This is a genomic window from Achromobacter sp. SLBN-14 (assembly GCF_006715415.1).
In the GTDB taxonomy this organism is placed as follows: domain Bacteria; phylum Pseudomonadota; class Gammaproteobacteria; order Burkholderiales; family Burkholderiaceae_B; genus Achromobacter; species Achromobacter mucicolens.
On the sequence record NZ_VFNE01000001.1, the window covers coordinates 4,727,549 to 4,742,505 of the forward strand.

16 protein-coding genes are annotated in these 14,957 nt (G+C 66.2%); 11 read left to right on the top strand and 5 right to left on the bottom strand.

Translation table 11 applies throughout. From position 1 onward, the window contains the following. Positions 1-448 precede the first annotated feature (448 nt). Both FBY20_RS21640 and FBY20_RS21645 read left to right on the top strand, forming a co-directional pair. A complete protein-coding gene (locus FBY20_RS21640) occupies positions 449-1,579 on the top strand; it encodes a PHB depolymerase family esterase (protein ID WP_142054490.1) in 1,131 nt (376 codons plus the stop codon). A gap of 143 nt (positions 1,580-1,722) precedes the next feature. Next, the gene (locus tag FBY20_RS21645) at positions 1,723-2,244 is read left to right on the top strand and encodes a DUF1993 family protein (RefSeq protein ID WP_142054492.1); all 522 of its coding nucleotides are present in this window, start codon (positions 1,723-1,725) and stop codon (positions 2,242-2,244) included. Positions 2,245-2,287: 43 nt separating this feature from the next. Here the strand turns inward: FBY20_RS21645 and FBY20_RS21650 are convergent, their stop codons facing one another. Both FBY20_RS21650 and FBY20_RS21655 read right to left on the bottom strand, forming a co-directional pair. Then, on the bottom strand, positions 2,288-2,785 hold the full coding sequence (locus FBY20_RS21650; RefSeq protein WP_142054494.1) for a VOC family protein: 498 nt from the start codon (positions 2,783-2,785) through the stop codon (positions 2,288-2,290). Between the two features lie 53 nt (positions 2,786-2,838). After that, on the bottom strand, positions 2,839-3,195 hold the full coding sequence (locus FBY20_RS21655; RefSeq protein WP_056323968.1) for a DUF1428 domain-containing protein: 357 nt from the start codon (positions 3,193-3,195) through the stop codon (positions 2,839-2,841). A 169-nt stretch (positions 3,196-3,364) separates the two neighbouring features. Here FBY20_RS21655 and FBY20_RS21660 point away from each other — a divergent pair, with 169 nt between their 5' ends. Then, on the top strand, positions 3,365-4,339 hold the full coding sequence (locus FBY20_RS21660) for a GlxA family transcriptional regulator (protein ID WP_142054496.1): 975 nt from the start codon (positions 3,365-3,367) through the stop codon (positions 4,337-4,339). 11 nt (positions 4,340-4,350) lie between these two features. Here the strand turns inward: FBY20_RS21660 and FBY20_RS21665 are convergent, their stop codons facing one another. Further along, complete coding sequence (locus FBY20_RS21665; RefSeq protein WP_142054498.1) at positions 4,351-4,803, bottom strand: GNAT family N-acetyltransferase; 453 nt, start codon at positions 4,801-4,803, stop codon at positions 4,351-4,353. 271 nt (positions 4,804-5,074) lie between these two features. Between FBY20_RS21665 and FBY20_RS21670 the strand changes: the two genes are divergently transcribed. Continuing rightward, positions 5,075-6,700, top strand: coding sequence for a methyl-accepting chemotaxis protein (locus tag FBY20_RS21670; protein ID WP_142054500.1), 1,626 nt, complete (start codon positions 5,075-5,077; stop codon positions 6,698-6,700). A 3-nt stretch (positions 6,701-6,703) separates the two neighbouring features. Here FBY20_RS21670 and FBY20_RS21675 read toward each other — a convergent pair whose 3' ends face one another. Further along, positions 6,704-7,189 (bottom strand): hypothetical protein, encoded by a 486-nt coding sequence (locus tag FBY20_RS21675; RefSeq protein WP_142054502.1) that lies wholly within the window; start codon positions 7,187-7,189, stop codon positions 6,704-6,706. Positions 7,190-7,298: 109 nt separating this feature from the next. On the opposite strand from FBY20_RS21675, the gene FBY20_RS21680 reads away from it, so the two are divergent. Beyond that, positions 7,299-7,886 (top strand): SUKH-4 family immunity protein, encoded by a 588-nt coding sequence (locus FBY20_RS21680; protein ID WP_142054504.1) that lies wholly within the window; start codon positions 7,299-7,301, stop codon positions 7,884-7,886. A gap of 16 nt (positions 7,887-7,902) precedes the next feature. Continuing rightward, positions 7,903-8,127 (top strand): hypothetical protein, encoded by a 225-nt coding sequence (locus FBY20_RS21685; protein WP_142054506.1) that lies wholly within the window; start codon positions 7,903-7,905, stop codon positions 8,125-8,127. A gap of 144 nt (positions 8,128-8,271) precedes the next feature. On the opposite strand, the gene FBY20_RS21690 is transcribed toward FBY20_RS21685, so the two are convergent. Then, positions 8,272-9,126, bottom strand: a complete 855-nt coding sequence (locus tag FBY20_RS21690; protein WP_142054508.1) for a helix-turn-helix domain-containing protein — start codon at positions 9,124-9,126, stop codon at positions 8,272-8,274. A gap of 264 nt (positions 9,127-9,390) precedes the next feature. Here FBY20_RS21690 and FBY20_RS21695 point away from each other — a divergent pair, with 264 nt between their 5' ends. From FBY20_RS21695 to FBY20_RS21715, 5 genes are all read left to right on the top strand, one after another. After that, entirely contained in the window at positions 9,391-10,269 is an 879-nt protein-coding gene (locus FBY20_RS21695) for a fumarylacetoacetate hydrolase family protein (protein WP_142054510.1), read from the top strand. After that, on the top strand, positions 10,266-11,051 hold the full coding sequence (locus FBY20_RS21700; protein WP_056323990.1) for an alpha/beta fold hydrolase: 786 nt from the start codon (positions 10,266-10,268) through the stop codon (positions 11,049-11,051). The genes FBY20_RS21695 and FBY20_RS21700 overlap by 4 nt, the downstream gene beginning before the upstream one ends. A gap of 94 nt (positions 11,052-11,145) precedes the next feature. Continuing rightward, a complete protein-coding gene (locus FBY20_RS21705; RefSeq protein WP_142054512.1) occupies positions 11,146-12,462 on the top strand; it encodes an amidohydrolase family protein in 1,317 nt (438 codons plus the stop codon). A gap of 154 nt (positions 12,463-12,616) precedes the next feature. Next, a complete protein-coding gene (blaAMZ, locus tag FBY20_RS21710) occupies positions 12,617-13,807 on the top strand; it encodes an AMZ family class C beta-lactamase (protein ID WP_142054514.1) in 1,191 nt (396 codons plus the stop codon). Between the two features lie 264 nt (positions 13,808-14,071). Continuing rightward, the gene (locus FBY20_RS21715; protein WP_142054516.1) at positions 14,072-14,953 is read left to right on the top strand and encodes a DUF2242 domain-containing protein; all 882 of its coding nucleotides are present in this window, start codon (positions 14,072-14,074) and stop codon (positions 14,951-14,953) included. The last annotated feature ends 4 nt before the right edge of the window (positions 14,954-14,957 follow it).

Genomic DNA, 14,957 nt, shown 5'->3' on the forward strand with positions numbered 1-14,957 from the left:
CCTTAGGCCTTTTGGTTCGGGCGCTCAAGCGCAAGGGTTCAGTTCTGCCGGCCGATACCGGAAAGATTTGATCTGGTGCAAGGTTGAGACCCAAGTAGGCGATCCAGGCGAGCGGGGCGAACAGGACGAGCCGCGCAGGCAGGGTGGTTAGTTACTCTGTGATACATTTGACGCGCGAATTTGACGCGCGAACGAACTGCCCGGCAGAGGCGGCGCGCGTTCTTCACTTTGGGCTTGCACGTCGGCCGCGCGTGGCGCTGCCGTGATCGACACTCTTAAGGGAAGCACCCATGAATCCGGCACTCGGCGTCACGGTTGGAAAGTTCTCATCACGCGACAGGCATCTGTCTTGCGGAGCGGCATAGCCTCGGCGACCGCCGTCCGGCGCTGACGCCCTCGGCTTCTCCGGATGGCGCGGCAAACAGGAACTTCCGAACAGGCCCACTCAATGGCGCGCAGTTTCAGCAGTCTGTTTTTCAAAGCGGCAAAGAAGATCACCCGGCTCCAGCGCGCGGCGATGCGCCTGGCGGCCCCAAAACCCGCCCGCAAGCGCGCGGCCCCGGCCCGCAAGAAGGCTGCCGACGTCACGACCGGACGGGCAGCCAAAGCGGCGCGGCCCGCTGGCGCCGCGGGCGCGGGCAGGGCGGCAGCGGCCGAGACGGCGCCGCTGGGCGCCGGGCGCTGGGAAGCCTTGCGCCAATTCTCTGACAAGACAGGCCGCAGGCTGGCTTTTTCGCGCTACACCCCCGCGACCGCCCCGCCCGCGGGAATGCCGCTGGTCGTGATGCTGCACGGCTGCCGGCAGACCTCGGTCGCCTTCGCGCGCGGCTCGCGCATGAACCAGTGGGCCGATGCCGGCGGCTTCATGGTGTTGTATCCGCAGCAATCGCTGGCGCGTCAGGTGCAGCGCTGCTGGCGCTGGTTTCAGCCCGACGACGACCATGGCGGCGCCGAGGCCGACCTGATCGCGGCGCTGATCCGATCCGAAGTGGCGCGCCACGGCGTCGATCCCGAACGCATCTATGTGGCGGGCCTGTCGGCGGGCGCGGGCATGGCGGCGCTGGTCGCGTTGCGGCATCCGCGCCTGATCGCCGCCGTTGCCATGCACTCAGGACCGGTCGTGGGCGACGCGCACAACGCGGGCCACGGCCTGGGCACCATGCGGCGCGGCAGCATCAAGCCGCTTGCGCCGCTGCTGGAATCGGTCTCGGATCCCGCCGTCTTCGAACTGGGCATGCCGGCGCTGATCCTGCATGGCCAGCTCGATCCCGCCGTGGCGCCCCGCAACGCCAAGCAGCTCTTTGAACAATTCCGCACGCTGAATGCCGCCGATCCGCACGCGTTGCCGGTCGAACGCGTGCTGGGCCTGGGCACCGAAAAGGCCTACCGCCGGGTGGACGTGCTGCGGGGCCGCAAGACCGTGCTGCGCCTGTGTGAAATCACGCGGCTGGAACATGCCTGGAGCGGGGGCGATCCGTGCATCCGTTATCACGCGCGCAGTGGCCCGGATGCCTCGGCGCTGGTGTGGCGGTTCTTTCAGGGGCAGCGGCGCACGGGGGCGATTGCCGGGGCGCAGTGAGCGCGCTGGATCGCTGGGCAATTGCGGCCCGGCGGGATTGTCCAGGCGCAAGGAACGGTGATGTCGCGGCTACCGGCGGCTTGCGGGGCGGGCGCGGCGTAACATCGCGATTGCACACTCACACCCTTACGGAAATCTTTGCCATGCCCTTGTCCATGTATCAGGCGTCCGTGCCTGTCTTCATTCGCGGCCTGAACGTGCTGGCCGCGCTGCTCGAAAAGGCCGCCGCGCATGCGCAGGCGGCCGGCATTGACCCTGCCGATCTTGTGAACGCGCGGCTCGCGCCCGATATGTATCCGCTGTCGGGTCAGGTGCAGCGCGCAAGCGATGCCTCGAAGTTCGCGGCGCAGCGGTTGTCGCAAGGCGAAGCCCCGAAATTCGCCGACACCGAAAGCACACTTGAGCAATTGCAGCAGCGCGTGGCGGACACGATCGCGTATCTGCAGAGTGTGAAGCCCGAGCAGATTGACGGCGCCGAAGCGCGCCGGATCACGTTGAGCTTTGGCGATTTCAAGCCCGAGTTCCAGGGCGATGAATATTTGCTGTCCTTCGCGCTGCCCAACTTCTATTTCCACGTGACCACCGCGTACGGCATCCTGCGCCAGGCAGGCGTGCCGATCGGCAAGTTGGACTTCCTGGGGCCTTATCCGCAACTGGCCCCTTGATGGCGCGGGACGCGGCCCGTCGCGAGCCGCGTCTGCGTTGCCATCACTGCTTCGATGGATCGCCGCAGCCGTCCATCGGGCCCATCTTCGCCATGTTCTGCAGGATTTCGTCGGGCGTGAGGTCCTGGATGTGCGTGGCGATGGACCAGCGGTGGCCGAACGGGTCCACCACCTGGCCGTAGCGGTCGCCCCAGAACATGTCGGCGGCAGGCATCGTGACCTGCGCGCCTGCTGCCACCGCCTGCTCGATCGCGGCATCCGCGTCGGTCACGTACAGGTGCAGCACGGCAGGGGTGCCCTTGAGCGCCTTCGGTCCCAGGCTGCCCCATTCCGGAAAATCATCCATCAGCATGAGCACCGAATCACCGATGCGGATGGCCGCATGCATGATCTTGCCGTTGGGGCCGGGAAGGCGCATCAGTTCCTCGGCATTGAAGGCTTCCTTGTAGAAGGCGAGGGCGTCGGACGCGCCTTCGCAGATGATGTGCGGCGTCAGCGTGTGCATGCCGTCGGGAATGGGCTTGGCTGCTTGGGTGGCCATGGTGGGTCTCCAGGGAGGTTGAACGGCGGCGCAGAAGTGCGCGGCCGCGTTGGCTAGTTGCCGACCAGCGTTGCAAACCCGCCCCAGCACATGCGCTTGACGTCGAATACGCCCTCGCAGCACATGTCCGCCAGGCGCGGGTCGGACATCACCTTGGCGTTGATGCTGTTGCGCGCTTCCTTGCTGGGATACAGGATCCAGGCGAAGACGACGACTTCGCCTTCGCGCGCGCCAGCGGCCGCGCTGAAGGACGCAAAACCTTCCCCGTCGATATCGTCGGCCACGCCTTCGCGGTAATCCAGCGCGCCGTGCTCGCGCCAGATGCCTTCGGCGTGCGTCGCCATTTTCTTGTAGGTCTCCAGGTTTGCCTTGGGTACGCACAGCAGGAAACCATCTATGTACTTGTCCATCGATCACTCCTCACGTCCGTGTTGTTCTGGTTTGGCCGGGCGTCCGCAATCCGTCCCGGCCGCCGTCCGCATTTCTGGGTCGGCAGGAGTGACTGTATCGGGATCCGCGCGGGTTTCAGATAGGCGATTGCGACAATCTTGCGGGTGGATTGCGTCAGCTTGCAGGCGTATGCTTGGCAACATGAAAAACGTCGCGTTCCTGCTGCCCAAGGGGGCCAATATTGCGTCCCTGGAAACCGCGCGCCACGGGTTCATGGTGGCCAACGAATATCTGCGCGCGCATGGCCGCGAGCCGCGTTTTCGTGTGCGCACGCTGGCCCTCACGCGCGAGGTCAGCCTGGACGATGGACGCATCAAGGTACAGGCCGACATGGTGCTGGCCGACGCCACCGATATCGATATCTGCATCGCGCCGCCGCTGCTGGGATCGGTGTCGGACGCGGTGCTGTCCAACCGCGAACTGATCGAATGGCTGTCGCGCCACCACCGCGAGGGCGGCGAGGTAGCCAGCCTGTGCATGGGCGCGGCGCTGCTGGCCGCGGGCGGCGTCCTGGACGGACAGCAGGCGGTCGTGCATTGGGTGGCGCAAAACCTTTACGCCAGCCTCTTTCCCACGGTGCAGTGGACCAGCGATCGCGTCGTCATGGCGGAAAATGGGGTGTATACGAGCGGGGGCGCATTCTCGGCCGCGCACCTCGTGCTGCACCTGATCGAGAAATACACGGATCGCGACACCGCCATCTGGTGCGCCAAGTATTTTCAGCTGGACTGGAGCCGGCAAAGCCAGCTGCCGTTTTCCGTCTTCATGGGACAGAAGTCGCACGCGGACGACATCGTGCGGGCGGTGCAGGAATACATCGAAGGCCGCTACCGCGAAAAGATCACCGTCGAGGAACTGGCCGGCCGCCACGCGCTTGGCCGCCGTACGCTGGAGCGGCGGTTCCGCCAGGCCACGGGCAACAGCATCGTCGAATACGTGCAGCGTGTGAGGGTCGAAGCCGCCAAGCAGCGTCTGGAAACGTCGCGCAAGAGCGTCGCCGAGGTGATGTACGAAGTCGGCTACAACGACACCAAGGCTTTTCGCGACATCTTCAACAAGTACTGCGGCATGTCGCCCGTCGGATACCGCGAGCGCTATCAATAGCGCCAGAGCGTTCAGCCCTGATACCGGTAGACGCGCGTGTCGCGCATCGCAAAGCCGGCCGACTCGTACAGATGGTGCGCGGACATGCGCCCTGGGCTGGACGTCAGGTCCAAGGTGCGGGCCTTCAGCTCGCGGCTCTTTGCGATGGCCGCACGCGTCAGCGCCATGCCGACCTTCAAGCCGCGCGCCTGTTCGTCCACCACCACGTCCTCGATCCACGCGCGGATGCCGGTGGGTACGCGAAAGTGCACAAGGGTGAGGGTGCCCACGATGCGCTGATCGGGCGCCATCCTGGCGATGAATACGTGATTGCCCGGCGCGTGGATGATCTCGTCCAGATCCGCCTTTGATAGCGGCGCCGCGTTTGCGGACAACTGAGGCAACAGGCGCGCGAAGGCCTGCACCAGCGCGTCATTGGCCGTCGTCGCCAGCGAGACGGTCACGCTGTTTTCCAAGGGTTTCATCGGAAGCTCCCCAAAGCCTGCATGCGCCCTATAAAGCGCCTGAATACTGCAGTACGTCAAGTTGATATCAATAACGTTGCTGCTGCGCAGCATAAGTGCGTTGTCTTTGTTCAATCGCAAATTAATAAACGGATAAATATTTGCGAAATGTGACATCAAACCTAGACTGGGGTTTTCCCCCTGTTCGATGTTCCATGAAATTTCCGTGTGTTAACGCTGCACCTGATTGCATGGCAATGGCTGAAGATCGACACCCCTGCAAGAGACCCTCATGAAGACGCTTCGCATCCATTTCGGCAATCTCTCCATTGGCGCCCGGCTGAGCCTGGGCTTTGGCGCTGTGCTGGCCCTTCTGCTGGCCCTGACTGGCCTGTCGCACTACGAGTTGACGCGCATTGGCGGCATCAACCGCATGATCACTCAGGAAACCTGGGCGAAGGCCAACGCGATATCGGTGGTCGACGTGACAACGCGCGCCAACGCGCGCGCCAATCTGGAACTGATCGTCAACCCGGACCCGGCCGCAACGCAGCGGCTGTTCCAGCAGATCGAGGCCAACCGCAAGCGCATCGATGAAGCCCTGGCCACGATGCGGCCGTTGATGAAGACCGCGGACGCCGCTGCCCGGCTGCGCGCGCTGGAAGAAGCGCGCGGCCGTTACGTAAAGTCATTCCAGTCGGTCGGCGCCGTGCTCAAAAGCGGCGACCGCGAGGGCGCCCGCCAGCGGCTCTTGCAGGAGACGCTGCCCATCCTGGACAGCCTGCAGGATCACATCATTGCGCTTTCCCGGCAGCAGGCGGCCGAGATGGACGAAGCGGGAACCGCAAGCCAGGCGGTCATCGACGAGGCCGAGCGCCTGAACGCGGGCCTGTCGGCGCTGGCGCTGGCGGTCGGGGCCCTGCTGGCCTGGCGTGTCAGCCGGTCGATCACGCGTCCGCTCGCCCGGGCGGTCAAGGCTGCCGAGGCGGTGGCAAGCGGCGACCTGGGCCAGCGTATCGAAGCCGGGTCCCGGGACGAGACAGGACGCCTGCTTCATGCCCTGCAAGACATGCAGGACAGGCTTGCGGGCGCGGTCCGCGCGATCCGGCAGGGATCGGAGACCATCTCCAGCGCATCGGGCCAGATCGCCGCTGGCAATACGGACCTGTCCAGCCGTACCGAAGAGCAGGCCGCATCGCTGGAGGAAACCGCGGCCTCCATGGAAGAGCTGGCCTCCACCGTGAAGCAGACCGCCGACAACGCGCGCCAGGCCAACCAGCTTGCGGCCAGCGCATCGGAGATTGCGCTGCGCGGCGGCGCGGCGGTGTCCGCGGTGGTGGGCACCATGCAGGACATCTCGGCCAGTTCGCACAAGATTTCCGACATCGTGTCGGTGATCGACGGCATCGCTTTCCAGACGAACATCCTGGCGCTGAACGCGGCGGTCGAAGCGGCCCGCGCGGGCGAGCAGGGCAAGGGTTTTGCGGTCGTGGCGGGCGAGGTGCGCTCGCTGGCCCAGCGCAGCGCGCAGGCGGCGCGCGAGGTCAAGGCCTTGATCGAGGATTCGGCCGGCAAGGTCGGCGCGGGCGCCCGGCAGGCGGAAGGGGCGGGCGCAACCATGCAGGAGATTGTCACGGCGGTACAGCGCGTCACCGACATCATGGGCGAGATCGCCGCCGCCTCGCACGAACAGGCCAGCGGTATCGATCAGGTGAACCGGGCCGTGGCGCAGATGGACGAAGTCACGCAACAGAACGCGGCACTGGTCGAGGAAGCTGCGGCCGCCGCGGGGTCGATGCAGGATCAGGCGCGCGAGCTGGTGCGGGCGGTAGGTGTGTTCCGGTTGGCCGAAGACGGCGCGCGGCGCGGCCAGGATCCGGCGCCGGCGCAAGCGCGCGGGGCGCTGATGCTGGCGTAGCCCCTACTTGCCGCAGGCGGCCTGCAAAGCCTTCATTTGCGGGCTGCCTGGCGCAAAACGCACGAACTGCACCTGGCTTTCGTCCAAGGTCTCGTCCTTGATGGCCGCCACCAGGTTGTCGCGCAGGTAGTAGGTGGTGGACGGCAGGAAACCGACCTGCGCCCGCCGGCAATCGAACAGCACGTCCGTGACCGCCCGGTCATAGCTTGCGCGTTGCTTGTCCCCGCCCGGGATCGTCTGGGCGGCGGTGTAGCGCATTTCCATCTTGCCCTTGGCGGTCCCCGAGGCCTGCCGCGTTTCCGGCAGGCCACCTATCCGAATGGACACGTTCGGGTGATCTGGCCGCGGCGGCACCTCGAACCATTGCTGCGCGTGGGCGGCCGAGCCGGCAAAAAGCGCGGCCAGGACGGCCAGGGGCGTCAGGATCCGCAAACGAAGAAAGCCCGGGCGGGGGGCGGGGCGTGCGGAAACAGCAAACGGTGGGCGCATGGTCTGTCCGTGGACGCAATAAGGCGGGCGTTCAAATGTAGCAAAATGCGGTCTTGGCGCCGCACGATTTATCTCCAAGCCGCCGGCGCTTGCCAGGACACGCACTCACATGAATTCCTTCGAACACATCCGGGCGCAGTTCGCCCGGTTTGGCGAGCTGCGCCCGCAGCCGCGCGAACAGTGGCAAGGCAGCCTTGCGCTGCCGCAGGGGTTGGCCGACTTTTACGAACAGGTGGGCCCGTGGGGCGCCACCCGTCACCAGAACGTGGGACCGGTCGGCATCACGCTGTCCGAAACCAATATCAGCTTTGCACCCTTGCATAAGCTGTGGGACCGGCAGGCCGGCTATCGCTGGGATGCCGTGAGCGGAAAACGGGTCGACGATTGGCGGGACAACTGGCTGATGATCGCCGACCAGAACGCGGACCCCTTCATCCTGGATACGGGTACCGGCCAGATCCTCCATGCCCGGCACGGCGCGGGCGCCTGGGATGCCGGGATGGTGGCCCCCGACCTGCCGACGTTCGCCGCCGCCGCTGCCGCGGTGGGTCTTGTCTGCCTGGAGGCCGACGAAGATCTGCGCAACGATGACTGGGAGATCAAGCCCGAGCACCGGGCGCGTGCCTTGCAGGCGCTGACCGCCGTCCTTGGGGACGCGGACGAGGCCGAGGTCTTTCTGGATGTGCTCGAGTTTTAACGAAAGGAATCAACGAATGGCGGCTCTTGCCGAACTGGCCGAAGACTGCGGCATTGCGCTGCCTGCGATGCTGCGTCAACTGATCGACGCCGGACACACCAGCTATGGCGACATCGCGGCATGGCGCGCGGATTGGAAGGGCAACACGCTCGCCGCCCGTCGGACATCGGCCATCTGGTCGAAGAGGGGTTCACGCCGGCCGAGGCCGTGGCCTGCGTCAGGGCGAACATCGGAATCCTGAAGGCATATCTGCCTCAGGCCATGCAGGCGGAATTGGAACGGCTGATGGCCGGGGCGCCGCCGGTGCCGACCGACGGGTCGGCGGCGTGGATCGATGCAGCGAGCGCGGCCAGTCGTAGCGCCATCACCTGCGCGACTTTCTCCTTCAGGGAATTCCAGTCAATAGATGCGGCGCGGAACCCGTCGCCGCTCGCCGAAAGCGCGACGGCGAAACCCCCATGTGATCGCGAAAGAAGCGCGAAAAATTGCCGGGCGTGGAAAAGCCCAGGTCCATCGCCACCGAGGTCAGTGGCTGTTCCTGCTGGACGAGCCTGCGCACGGCTTCTTCCACACGCACCGCGCTCCAGAAGACCTGCGGCGTGGTGTTGAGCTGGTCCCGGAATAACGCGAAGAAATGGCCGCGCGATAGTCCCACCTTGCTGGCGATGTCTTCCACCGCAACCGGTTCGTGCACGTTGTCTCGCATGTACAGGATCGCGGTGCGAAGCCGCCGGTCCAGCGTCTGCGGTCGGGGCGCGGGGCCGGACGGGCGGCCCGCCTGGGAAGACGATTCGATTGCCGCATGCAGCAGCGCCTCGACTTCCGCGTCGATGTCGGCGCGCGGGTGGTCCTGCGGCGCGACGATCTTGTCGAGCAGGCTCCAACAGGTCTGGCGCACCGCCGGATCGATGGGCACGCCTGGCGCGGTGAAATGGAATGGCCTGCCGGTGGCGGCGCGGCGCTCGTCCAGCCAGGGCGTGGCAATGTACAGGACAAGGAAGACGGCCGGGCCAGAACGGTCGAGCAGGCGGGCATCATGGGACTCATAGGTGTTCGTGCCCAGCGCAAGCTGTTCGCTGTAGCGAACCAGTTTCGAGCCGACGTGCGCTTCGGCCCGGGCGCCACCCAGCCAAAGGGCCAGCTGCATTTCCGCGTGCGCATGCGCGATGAGGTCCCCGCGCAGTTCCAGCACGACCGCGCGGCCGAATGCGCCCTCGTGCAAGGCGTAAGTTTCCTGCATGCGTTGTCTCCCAATTTCTGATCGGGCGATGAGCGCGCTGACTCTCGCCGGTGCCCCTGTCCACCGAGGCCATTTGCGGGAATTTTATGGGCGCGGTTTCAGGCATTGCCGGGCTCTAGGTGTATACACCTAGCACGCGATCTGACTCTGCGATAAGTTCCCGCACCGATCGATAAGCGCAGCCCCAGCCGCGCTCCTAAAGTCGTGACTGATGGCGACGCATCCACCCGCTCGCCGACTTTCAGAAGCACGAAGGAGACCGCGGTGCGCATTGCAAGTTTCTTGATGAATGGAGAGCCCGGCGTCGGGCTGGTGTCGGAGGACGGCGTGACGGTCGCGCCGCTGGCGCTGGACGACGCGGGCAGGCAGCTCGGCGCGCAGGCCGTGATTGATCACCTTGCGGCGGGTCGTCCGCTGCCCGCCACGCTGACGCCGCTGCGTCTGTCGGACCTCGTCTTGCGGGCGCCGCTGCCCCGTCCGCGGCGCAACCTGTGGTGCGTCGGGCGCAACTATCACGCACACGCCAAGGAGTTGTCCGCGTCCGTCTTCAAGGACAACGACGCCAACCCGGCGGCCTGGCCCATCGTCTTCACCAAAGTGCCGGAATGCGTGGTGGGACCGCGGGCGCAAGTCCTGCTGCCGGTTGGCGTGTCCGCGCAGATCGACTACGAGGCCGAGCTGGGCGTGGTCATCGGCAAGACGGGCAAGAACATCGCGCGCGGCGAGGCCCTGGATCATGTCTTTGGCTACACCGTCATCAACGACGTCACCGCCCGGGACGTGCAGATGCGGCATCAGCAGTGGGACATGGGCAAGTCGTTCGACACCTTCTGTCCGATGGGGCCGTGGATCGTCACGGCCGATGCGTTCGATGGCGCAAGGACACGTGTGCGCTGCTGGGTGAACGGGGAGTTGCGGCAGGACGGGCCCACCGAGAACATGATCTTCGACATCCCGGCGTTGATCGAGACGATCTCGCGCGGCATCACGCTTTATCCGGGGGACGTGATCGCCACCGGGACGCCGGCAGGGGTCGGCATGGGCATGACGCCGCCCCGGTATCTGGCCGCGGGCGACGTGGTGCGGGTGGAGGTCGAGGGGTTGGGAAGCATCGAGAACGAATTCGTGGGAGCGCCGGCATGACGACACAAAACATCAAGGGCCTGTCGGTGGAAATCGACGGCGACGGCCCCGCGCTGCTGTGCATCCACGGGCTGGGCGGCTCGTCCAATACGTGGACGCCGCTGATGGCCGCCCTGACGGGCTTTCGTGTCATCCGCCCGGACCTGCCGGGCAGCGCCCGATCGCCACTGCCGGACGACACCCTGTCGGTCGCGGGCTACGTCGACGCGCTGGCGCGCATGCTTGAAGAGCTGGATTGCGGCCCCGTGCATGTGGCGGCGCATTCGCTGGGGACCATCGTCGCGCAGCATCTTGCGCTTAAAGCCCCCGCACAGGTCCGCTCGCTGGCGCTGTTCGGCCCGCTTGCCGAGCCCCCCGAAGCGGGCCGGCCGGGCATCCGGGCGCGGGCGGCGCTGGCCCGCCAGGGCGCACCGGCCCTGCAGGAAATTGCCGACGCCATCGTCAAGGGCGCCACCAGCAGCCGCACCAAGGCGGAACAGCCCGCGGTGCTGGCGCTGGTCAGGGAGAGCGTGATGCGGCAGCCGCCGGAAGGGTATGCCCAAAGCTGCGAAGCGCTGGCCGACGCGCGCGCCGCGGATCTGGAACGGCTGGGCGTGCCGGTGCTGCTGGTGACGGGCGACGAGGACGGCGTCGCGCCGCCCGCGCACGTAAAAGCAATGGCCGCGCGCATCCCGGTCAGCCGCTGCACCGTCGTGCAAGGCTGCGGCCATTGGACGACGTTCGAGCAGCCCGGCGCCTGCATCGCCGCGTTCCAGGCGTTTCATGCGGATCTGCCGGGCTAACACCCGCCTGCCGGGCAGATCCGCGGAACCCCCAACCCGCATCAATACTTTTCATAAAAAAACCGGCCCCGCGGGGTCCGGGAGGAGACCACTCATGTCCAGAATTGCGATTACCAACGTTGTCATCTTTGATGGAAGCGGCGATGACGTCTTTGACGGCGAGTTGCTGATCGATGGCGGGCGCATCGCCGAGGTGGCGCGCCTGCCCGGCCGGGTCAATCGGGACGGCGCGCGCATGGTCGATGGCAAGGGCCGTTTCCTGATGCCAGGCATGACCGAAGCGCACACGCATTTCTCGTGGAACGACCAGCCCACGTTGGCCGCCATCCAGTTCATGCCGCCCGAGGAACATATCCTGTGGTGTGTGCGCGTGGCCAAGCGCTACCTGGAAATGGGATGGACCTCCGCCATCGGCGCGGCGGCGGCCAAGCCCCGGCTGGACGTGGTGCTGCGCAATGCAATCGAGGCCGGCGAATGCCCGGGGCCGCGCTATCTTGCCGGCAGCCAGGAGATCACGACCATCGGCGCGCTGGGCGACAACACGTTGCCGCACATGCATTTCGAAGAGCTGAGCTTTGGCAGCGTCTGCAGCGGCCCGGAGGAAATCCGCCGTTCGGTCCGCACGTTCATCAAGTACGGCGTCGACCACCTGAAGATCAATCTGTCGGGCGAATACATCGCTGGCCTGCCGGCCGAGATGTCGCCCTTCGCGGAAGATGAAATCGCGATGCTGGCGTCCGAGGCCAAGCGTTACGGCAAGCGGATCGCGGCGCACGCCCGGTCCAGCGAGTCGGTCAAGCAATGCGTGCGCCACGGCATCGAGATGGTCTATCACGCCAGCTTCGCGGACGACGAAGCGCTGGACATGCTGGAAGCCAACAAGGACAGGCACTTTGTCGCGCCCGGCATCGGCTGGCTGGTGCGCACGGCCTACCACGCGTCCGATTTCGGGATCACCCCCGCGATCGCGGAAAGCATGGGCTACAAGCGCGAGCTGGAGATTGCCTCGGAAAGCCTGCGCAAGATGCACAAGCGCGGCATACGCATCCTGCCGGGCGGTGACTACGGCTTTGCGTGGATGCCGCATGGCACGAACGCCAACGACCTTCAATACTTCGTCGACTACATCGGCATGACGCCGGTCGAGGCCTTGGTGGCGGCCACGCGACTGGGCGGGCAGATCATGCAGCGGCCCGACGAGCTGGGCATGTTGCGTCCCGGCTACATGGCCGACGTCGTCATGGTGGACGGCAACCCGTTGGACGACCTGTCGCTGCTGGTGGATCCGGAGCGGATCGTCCTGGTGATGAAGGACGGCAAGGTGTGCAAGGATACGTGCGCCACGGCGCAGGACGGCACGGTGCACAGGGATGCGGTCCAGCCGTCGCGTGCCGAGCCGGCCTTGGCCTGACGCGGGGCGCCGATGGCTGGCGTCCCGGTCGGCGGACCTGCCCGTCGGCCGCAGCAGGGGAAGGGCGCCTGATGGCAGGCGCGGCGCGGTACGATTCGGCATCGCCGCGCCGCCGATCCCGCCGGACGGTCCGTCCCCTTCCTGAGAACGCTGCATGTTCACCCGTAGATATTTCTGCGCCAGCCTCCTTGCGGCTGGCTTTCTTGGCGCCCTGCCCAGTTCGGCTGTCGCGCGCTCCGAGCTGCCCTACATCGACAGCGTCGTGAACGAGGCGGCCCGCGCGGTCATCCGCCAGCACGACATCGCGGGCATGGTGATCGCGGTGACGCATCAAGGCCGCCAACGTTTCTACACCTATGGCGTCGAATCATTGCAGACGCGGCGCGCCGTCAATCGGGACACGATCTTTGAAGTGGGCTCGATCAGCAAGACCTTCACCGTGACGCTTGCCGCGTATGCGCAGGCCAAGGGCTTGTTGCAGTTGACCGACAGTCCGGCGCGATTTTTGCCCGAGCTGGCCGGCACTGAATTCGCCAAGCTGACCTTGTTGAACCTGGCGACGCACACGACGGGCGGTTTTCCGTTGCAGGTGCCTGACGAGGTCCGCGACAACGCCCAATTGATGCAATACCTGAAGGCCTGGAAGCCGGAACATGCGCCCGGCACGTATCGCTCGTACGCCAATCCCAGCATCGGCATGCTGGGCGTCGTGGCGGCTGCAAGCCTGAAGCAGCCGTTTGCCCAGGCGATGGAAAAGGACCTTTTTCCGAAGCTGGGTCTGTCCAGCACGTTTATTGAGGTGCCCGCCGCCAAGGCGTCGCGCTACGCGCAGGGCTACAACAAGCAGGGCGCGCCGGTGCGCGTGAATCCGGGCGTGCTGGCGGCCGAGGCCTATGGCGTGAAAACCAGCGCGCGCGACCTGCTGCGCTTCGTCGAGGCCAGCATGGACATGGACGTGCTAGACAAGGACATCCGCCGCGCCATCGCGGACACCCACGTGGGTTATTACCAGGTGGGCGCAATGACGCAGGACATGGTGTGGGAGCAGTTCCCGTATCCCGTGCCGCTGGATTCGCTGCTGACGGCCAACGCCGGCACGCTGAACAGCCAGAGCCATCCGGCCCAGGCGCTGCAGCCGCCGCTGGCGCCGCAGGCCCAGACCTGGATCAACAAGACGGGGTCCACCAACGGCTTTGGGGCCTACGTGGCGTTTGTGCCCGCGCGCAAGCTCGGCATCGTCATTCTGGCCAACCGCAACTACCCGAACGACGCGCGCGTGCGTCTGGCGGCGGAAATCCTGGGGGCGGTGGACAAGCAGCCCTTGGCGCCCGCCGCCGCGCGTTGATGGCGCTGTCGTCGGTGCTGCCGTAGTCGCTGTCGCTGGCGCGGCAAACCTGTTGCATGCAGGTCATGGACCGCGCATCGAATTCGATACGAATTACGACGCCTGATGTTCCCTGAGGCGGCCTCGCATATAGGGACACGGCCATTGGCCTGGAAACGGCGGAATGCGAACCTGTTTCAACATATCTCCGATCAATTCCGTCCCCAATAAATGGCCGGGTTTCTTGTCGGATAATGCACGTCGTTGCTCCACGCCGGACCTCTCATGCCACGCGCCACCCGCCGTATCGTTTTTCCCCTGTTCGCCACCCTGACCGCCGTCCTGGCCGGATGTTCTTCCCCCAAGCCCGTCTACGAGCGAGAGGACTTCGCCCAAAGCGACACCTACTCGCGCAGCGTTCCGGCGGCCAGCAGCGCCGCCTGCGACGCGGGCCGGCGCGCCTTGCTCAGCCAGGGATACAACATCGACAAGTACGAACCGTCGCGCGTCACCGGCCACAAGAACTTCGAGGGCGAGGACGGGCAGCATACGCAGATCAGTTTCAACGTGGAGTGCGCGCCCGACGGCAGCTCGCACGAAGGCGCCACCGTGTTCGCCAATGCCGTGCAGGACCGCTATTCGATCAAGCGCACGGGCAACTCGGCCAGTGTGGGGGTCAGCGTGCTGGGCCAGGTCTCGATGCCGTTTGGCGGCAGCGACGACTCACTGGTCAAGACGGCAAGCCAGACGGTGACGCGCCCCAAGTTCTATGACGGGTTCTTCCAGCTGTTGGAGCGGTACCTGCCCGACGCCAAGGCGGCCGCTGCGCCGCGCGAGCCGTCCGCTCGGCCGAAGGGAGCCGCGTCAAAGTCGGCGGTTTCTCCCGCCACAGCCCCGGCCCAGGCGCCGGCCGATCCGGTCGTGGCGCCGGATGCGCCGGCCGACACGCTGAACCCGGCCGCGGCCGGCGGCGACAAGCCGGCGCCCGCTACAGCGCCCGCCACGCCTACGCCGGCGGCAAAGACGCCCGCCTCGGGATCGCCCGCCGCAGATTCGCCCGCGGCCGCACCTGCCGCCGCGGGATCGCCCGCCGCGGGATCGCCCGCCACGGGCTCGCCCGCCGAAGGGGCGACTGCTCCCGCGCCGGCTTCGCAAACCGGCAATTGACGTC

Coding starts and splice junctions, on each gene's coding strand:
- FBY20_RS21640 (WP_142054490.1), top strand. CDS start 449: ATGGCGCGCAGTTTCAGCAGTCTGTTTTTCAAAGCGGCAAAGAAGATC.
- FBY20_RS21645 (WP_142054492.1), top strand. CDS start 1,723: ATGCCCTTGTCCATGTATCAGGCGTCCGTGCCTGTCTTCATTCGCGGC.
- FBY20_RS21650 (WP_142054494.1), bottom strand. CDS start 2,785: ATGGCCACCCAAGCAGCCAAGCCCATTCCCGACGGCATGCACACGCTG.
- FBY20_RS21655 (WP_056323968.1), bottom strand. CDS start 3,195: ATGGACAAGTACATAGATGGTTTCCTGCTGTGCGTACCCAAGGCAAAC.
- FBY20_RS21660 (WP_142054496.1), top strand. CDS start 3,365: ATGCTTGGCAACATGAAAAACGTCGCGTTCCTGCTGCCCAAGGGGGCC.
- FBY20_RS21665 (WP_142054498.1), bottom strand. CDS start 4,803: ATGAAACCCTTGGAAAACAGCGTGACCGTCTCGCTGGCGACGACGGCC.
- FBY20_RS21670 (WP_142054500.1), top strand. CDS start 5,075: ATGAAGACGCTTCGCATCCATTTCGGCAATCTCTCCATTGGCGCCCGG.
- FBY20_RS21675 (WP_142054502.1), bottom strand. CDS start 7,189: ATGCGCCCACCGTTTGCTGTTTCCGCACGCCCCGCCCCCCGCCCGGGC.
- FBY20_RS21680 (WP_142054504.1), top strand. CDS start 7,299: ATGAATTCCTTCGAACACATCCGGGCGCAGTTCGCCCGGTTTGGCGAG.
- FBY20_RS21685 (WP_142054506.1), top strand. CDS start 7,903: ATGGCGGCTCTTGCCGAACTGGCCGAAGACTGCGGCATTGCGCTGCCT.
- FBY20_RS21690 (WP_142054508.1), bottom strand. CDS start 9,126: ATGCAGGAAACTTACGCCTTGCACGAGGGCGCATTCGGCCGCGCGGTC.
- FBY20_RS21700 (WP_056323990.1), top strand. CDS start 10,266: ATGACGACACAAAACATCAAGGGCCTGTCGGTGGAAATCGACGGCGAC.
- FBY20_RS21705 (WP_142054512.1), top strand. CDS start 11,146: ATGTCCAGAATTGCGATTACCAACGTTGTCATCTTTGATGGAAGCGGC.
- blaAMZ (WP_142054514.1), top strand. CDS start 12,617: ATGTTCACCCGTAGATATTTCTGCGCCAGCCTCCTTGCGGCTGGCTTT.
- FBY20_RS21715 (WP_142054516.1), top strand. CDS start 14,072: ATGCCACGCGCCACCCGCCGTATCGTTTTTCCCCTGTTCGCCACCCTG.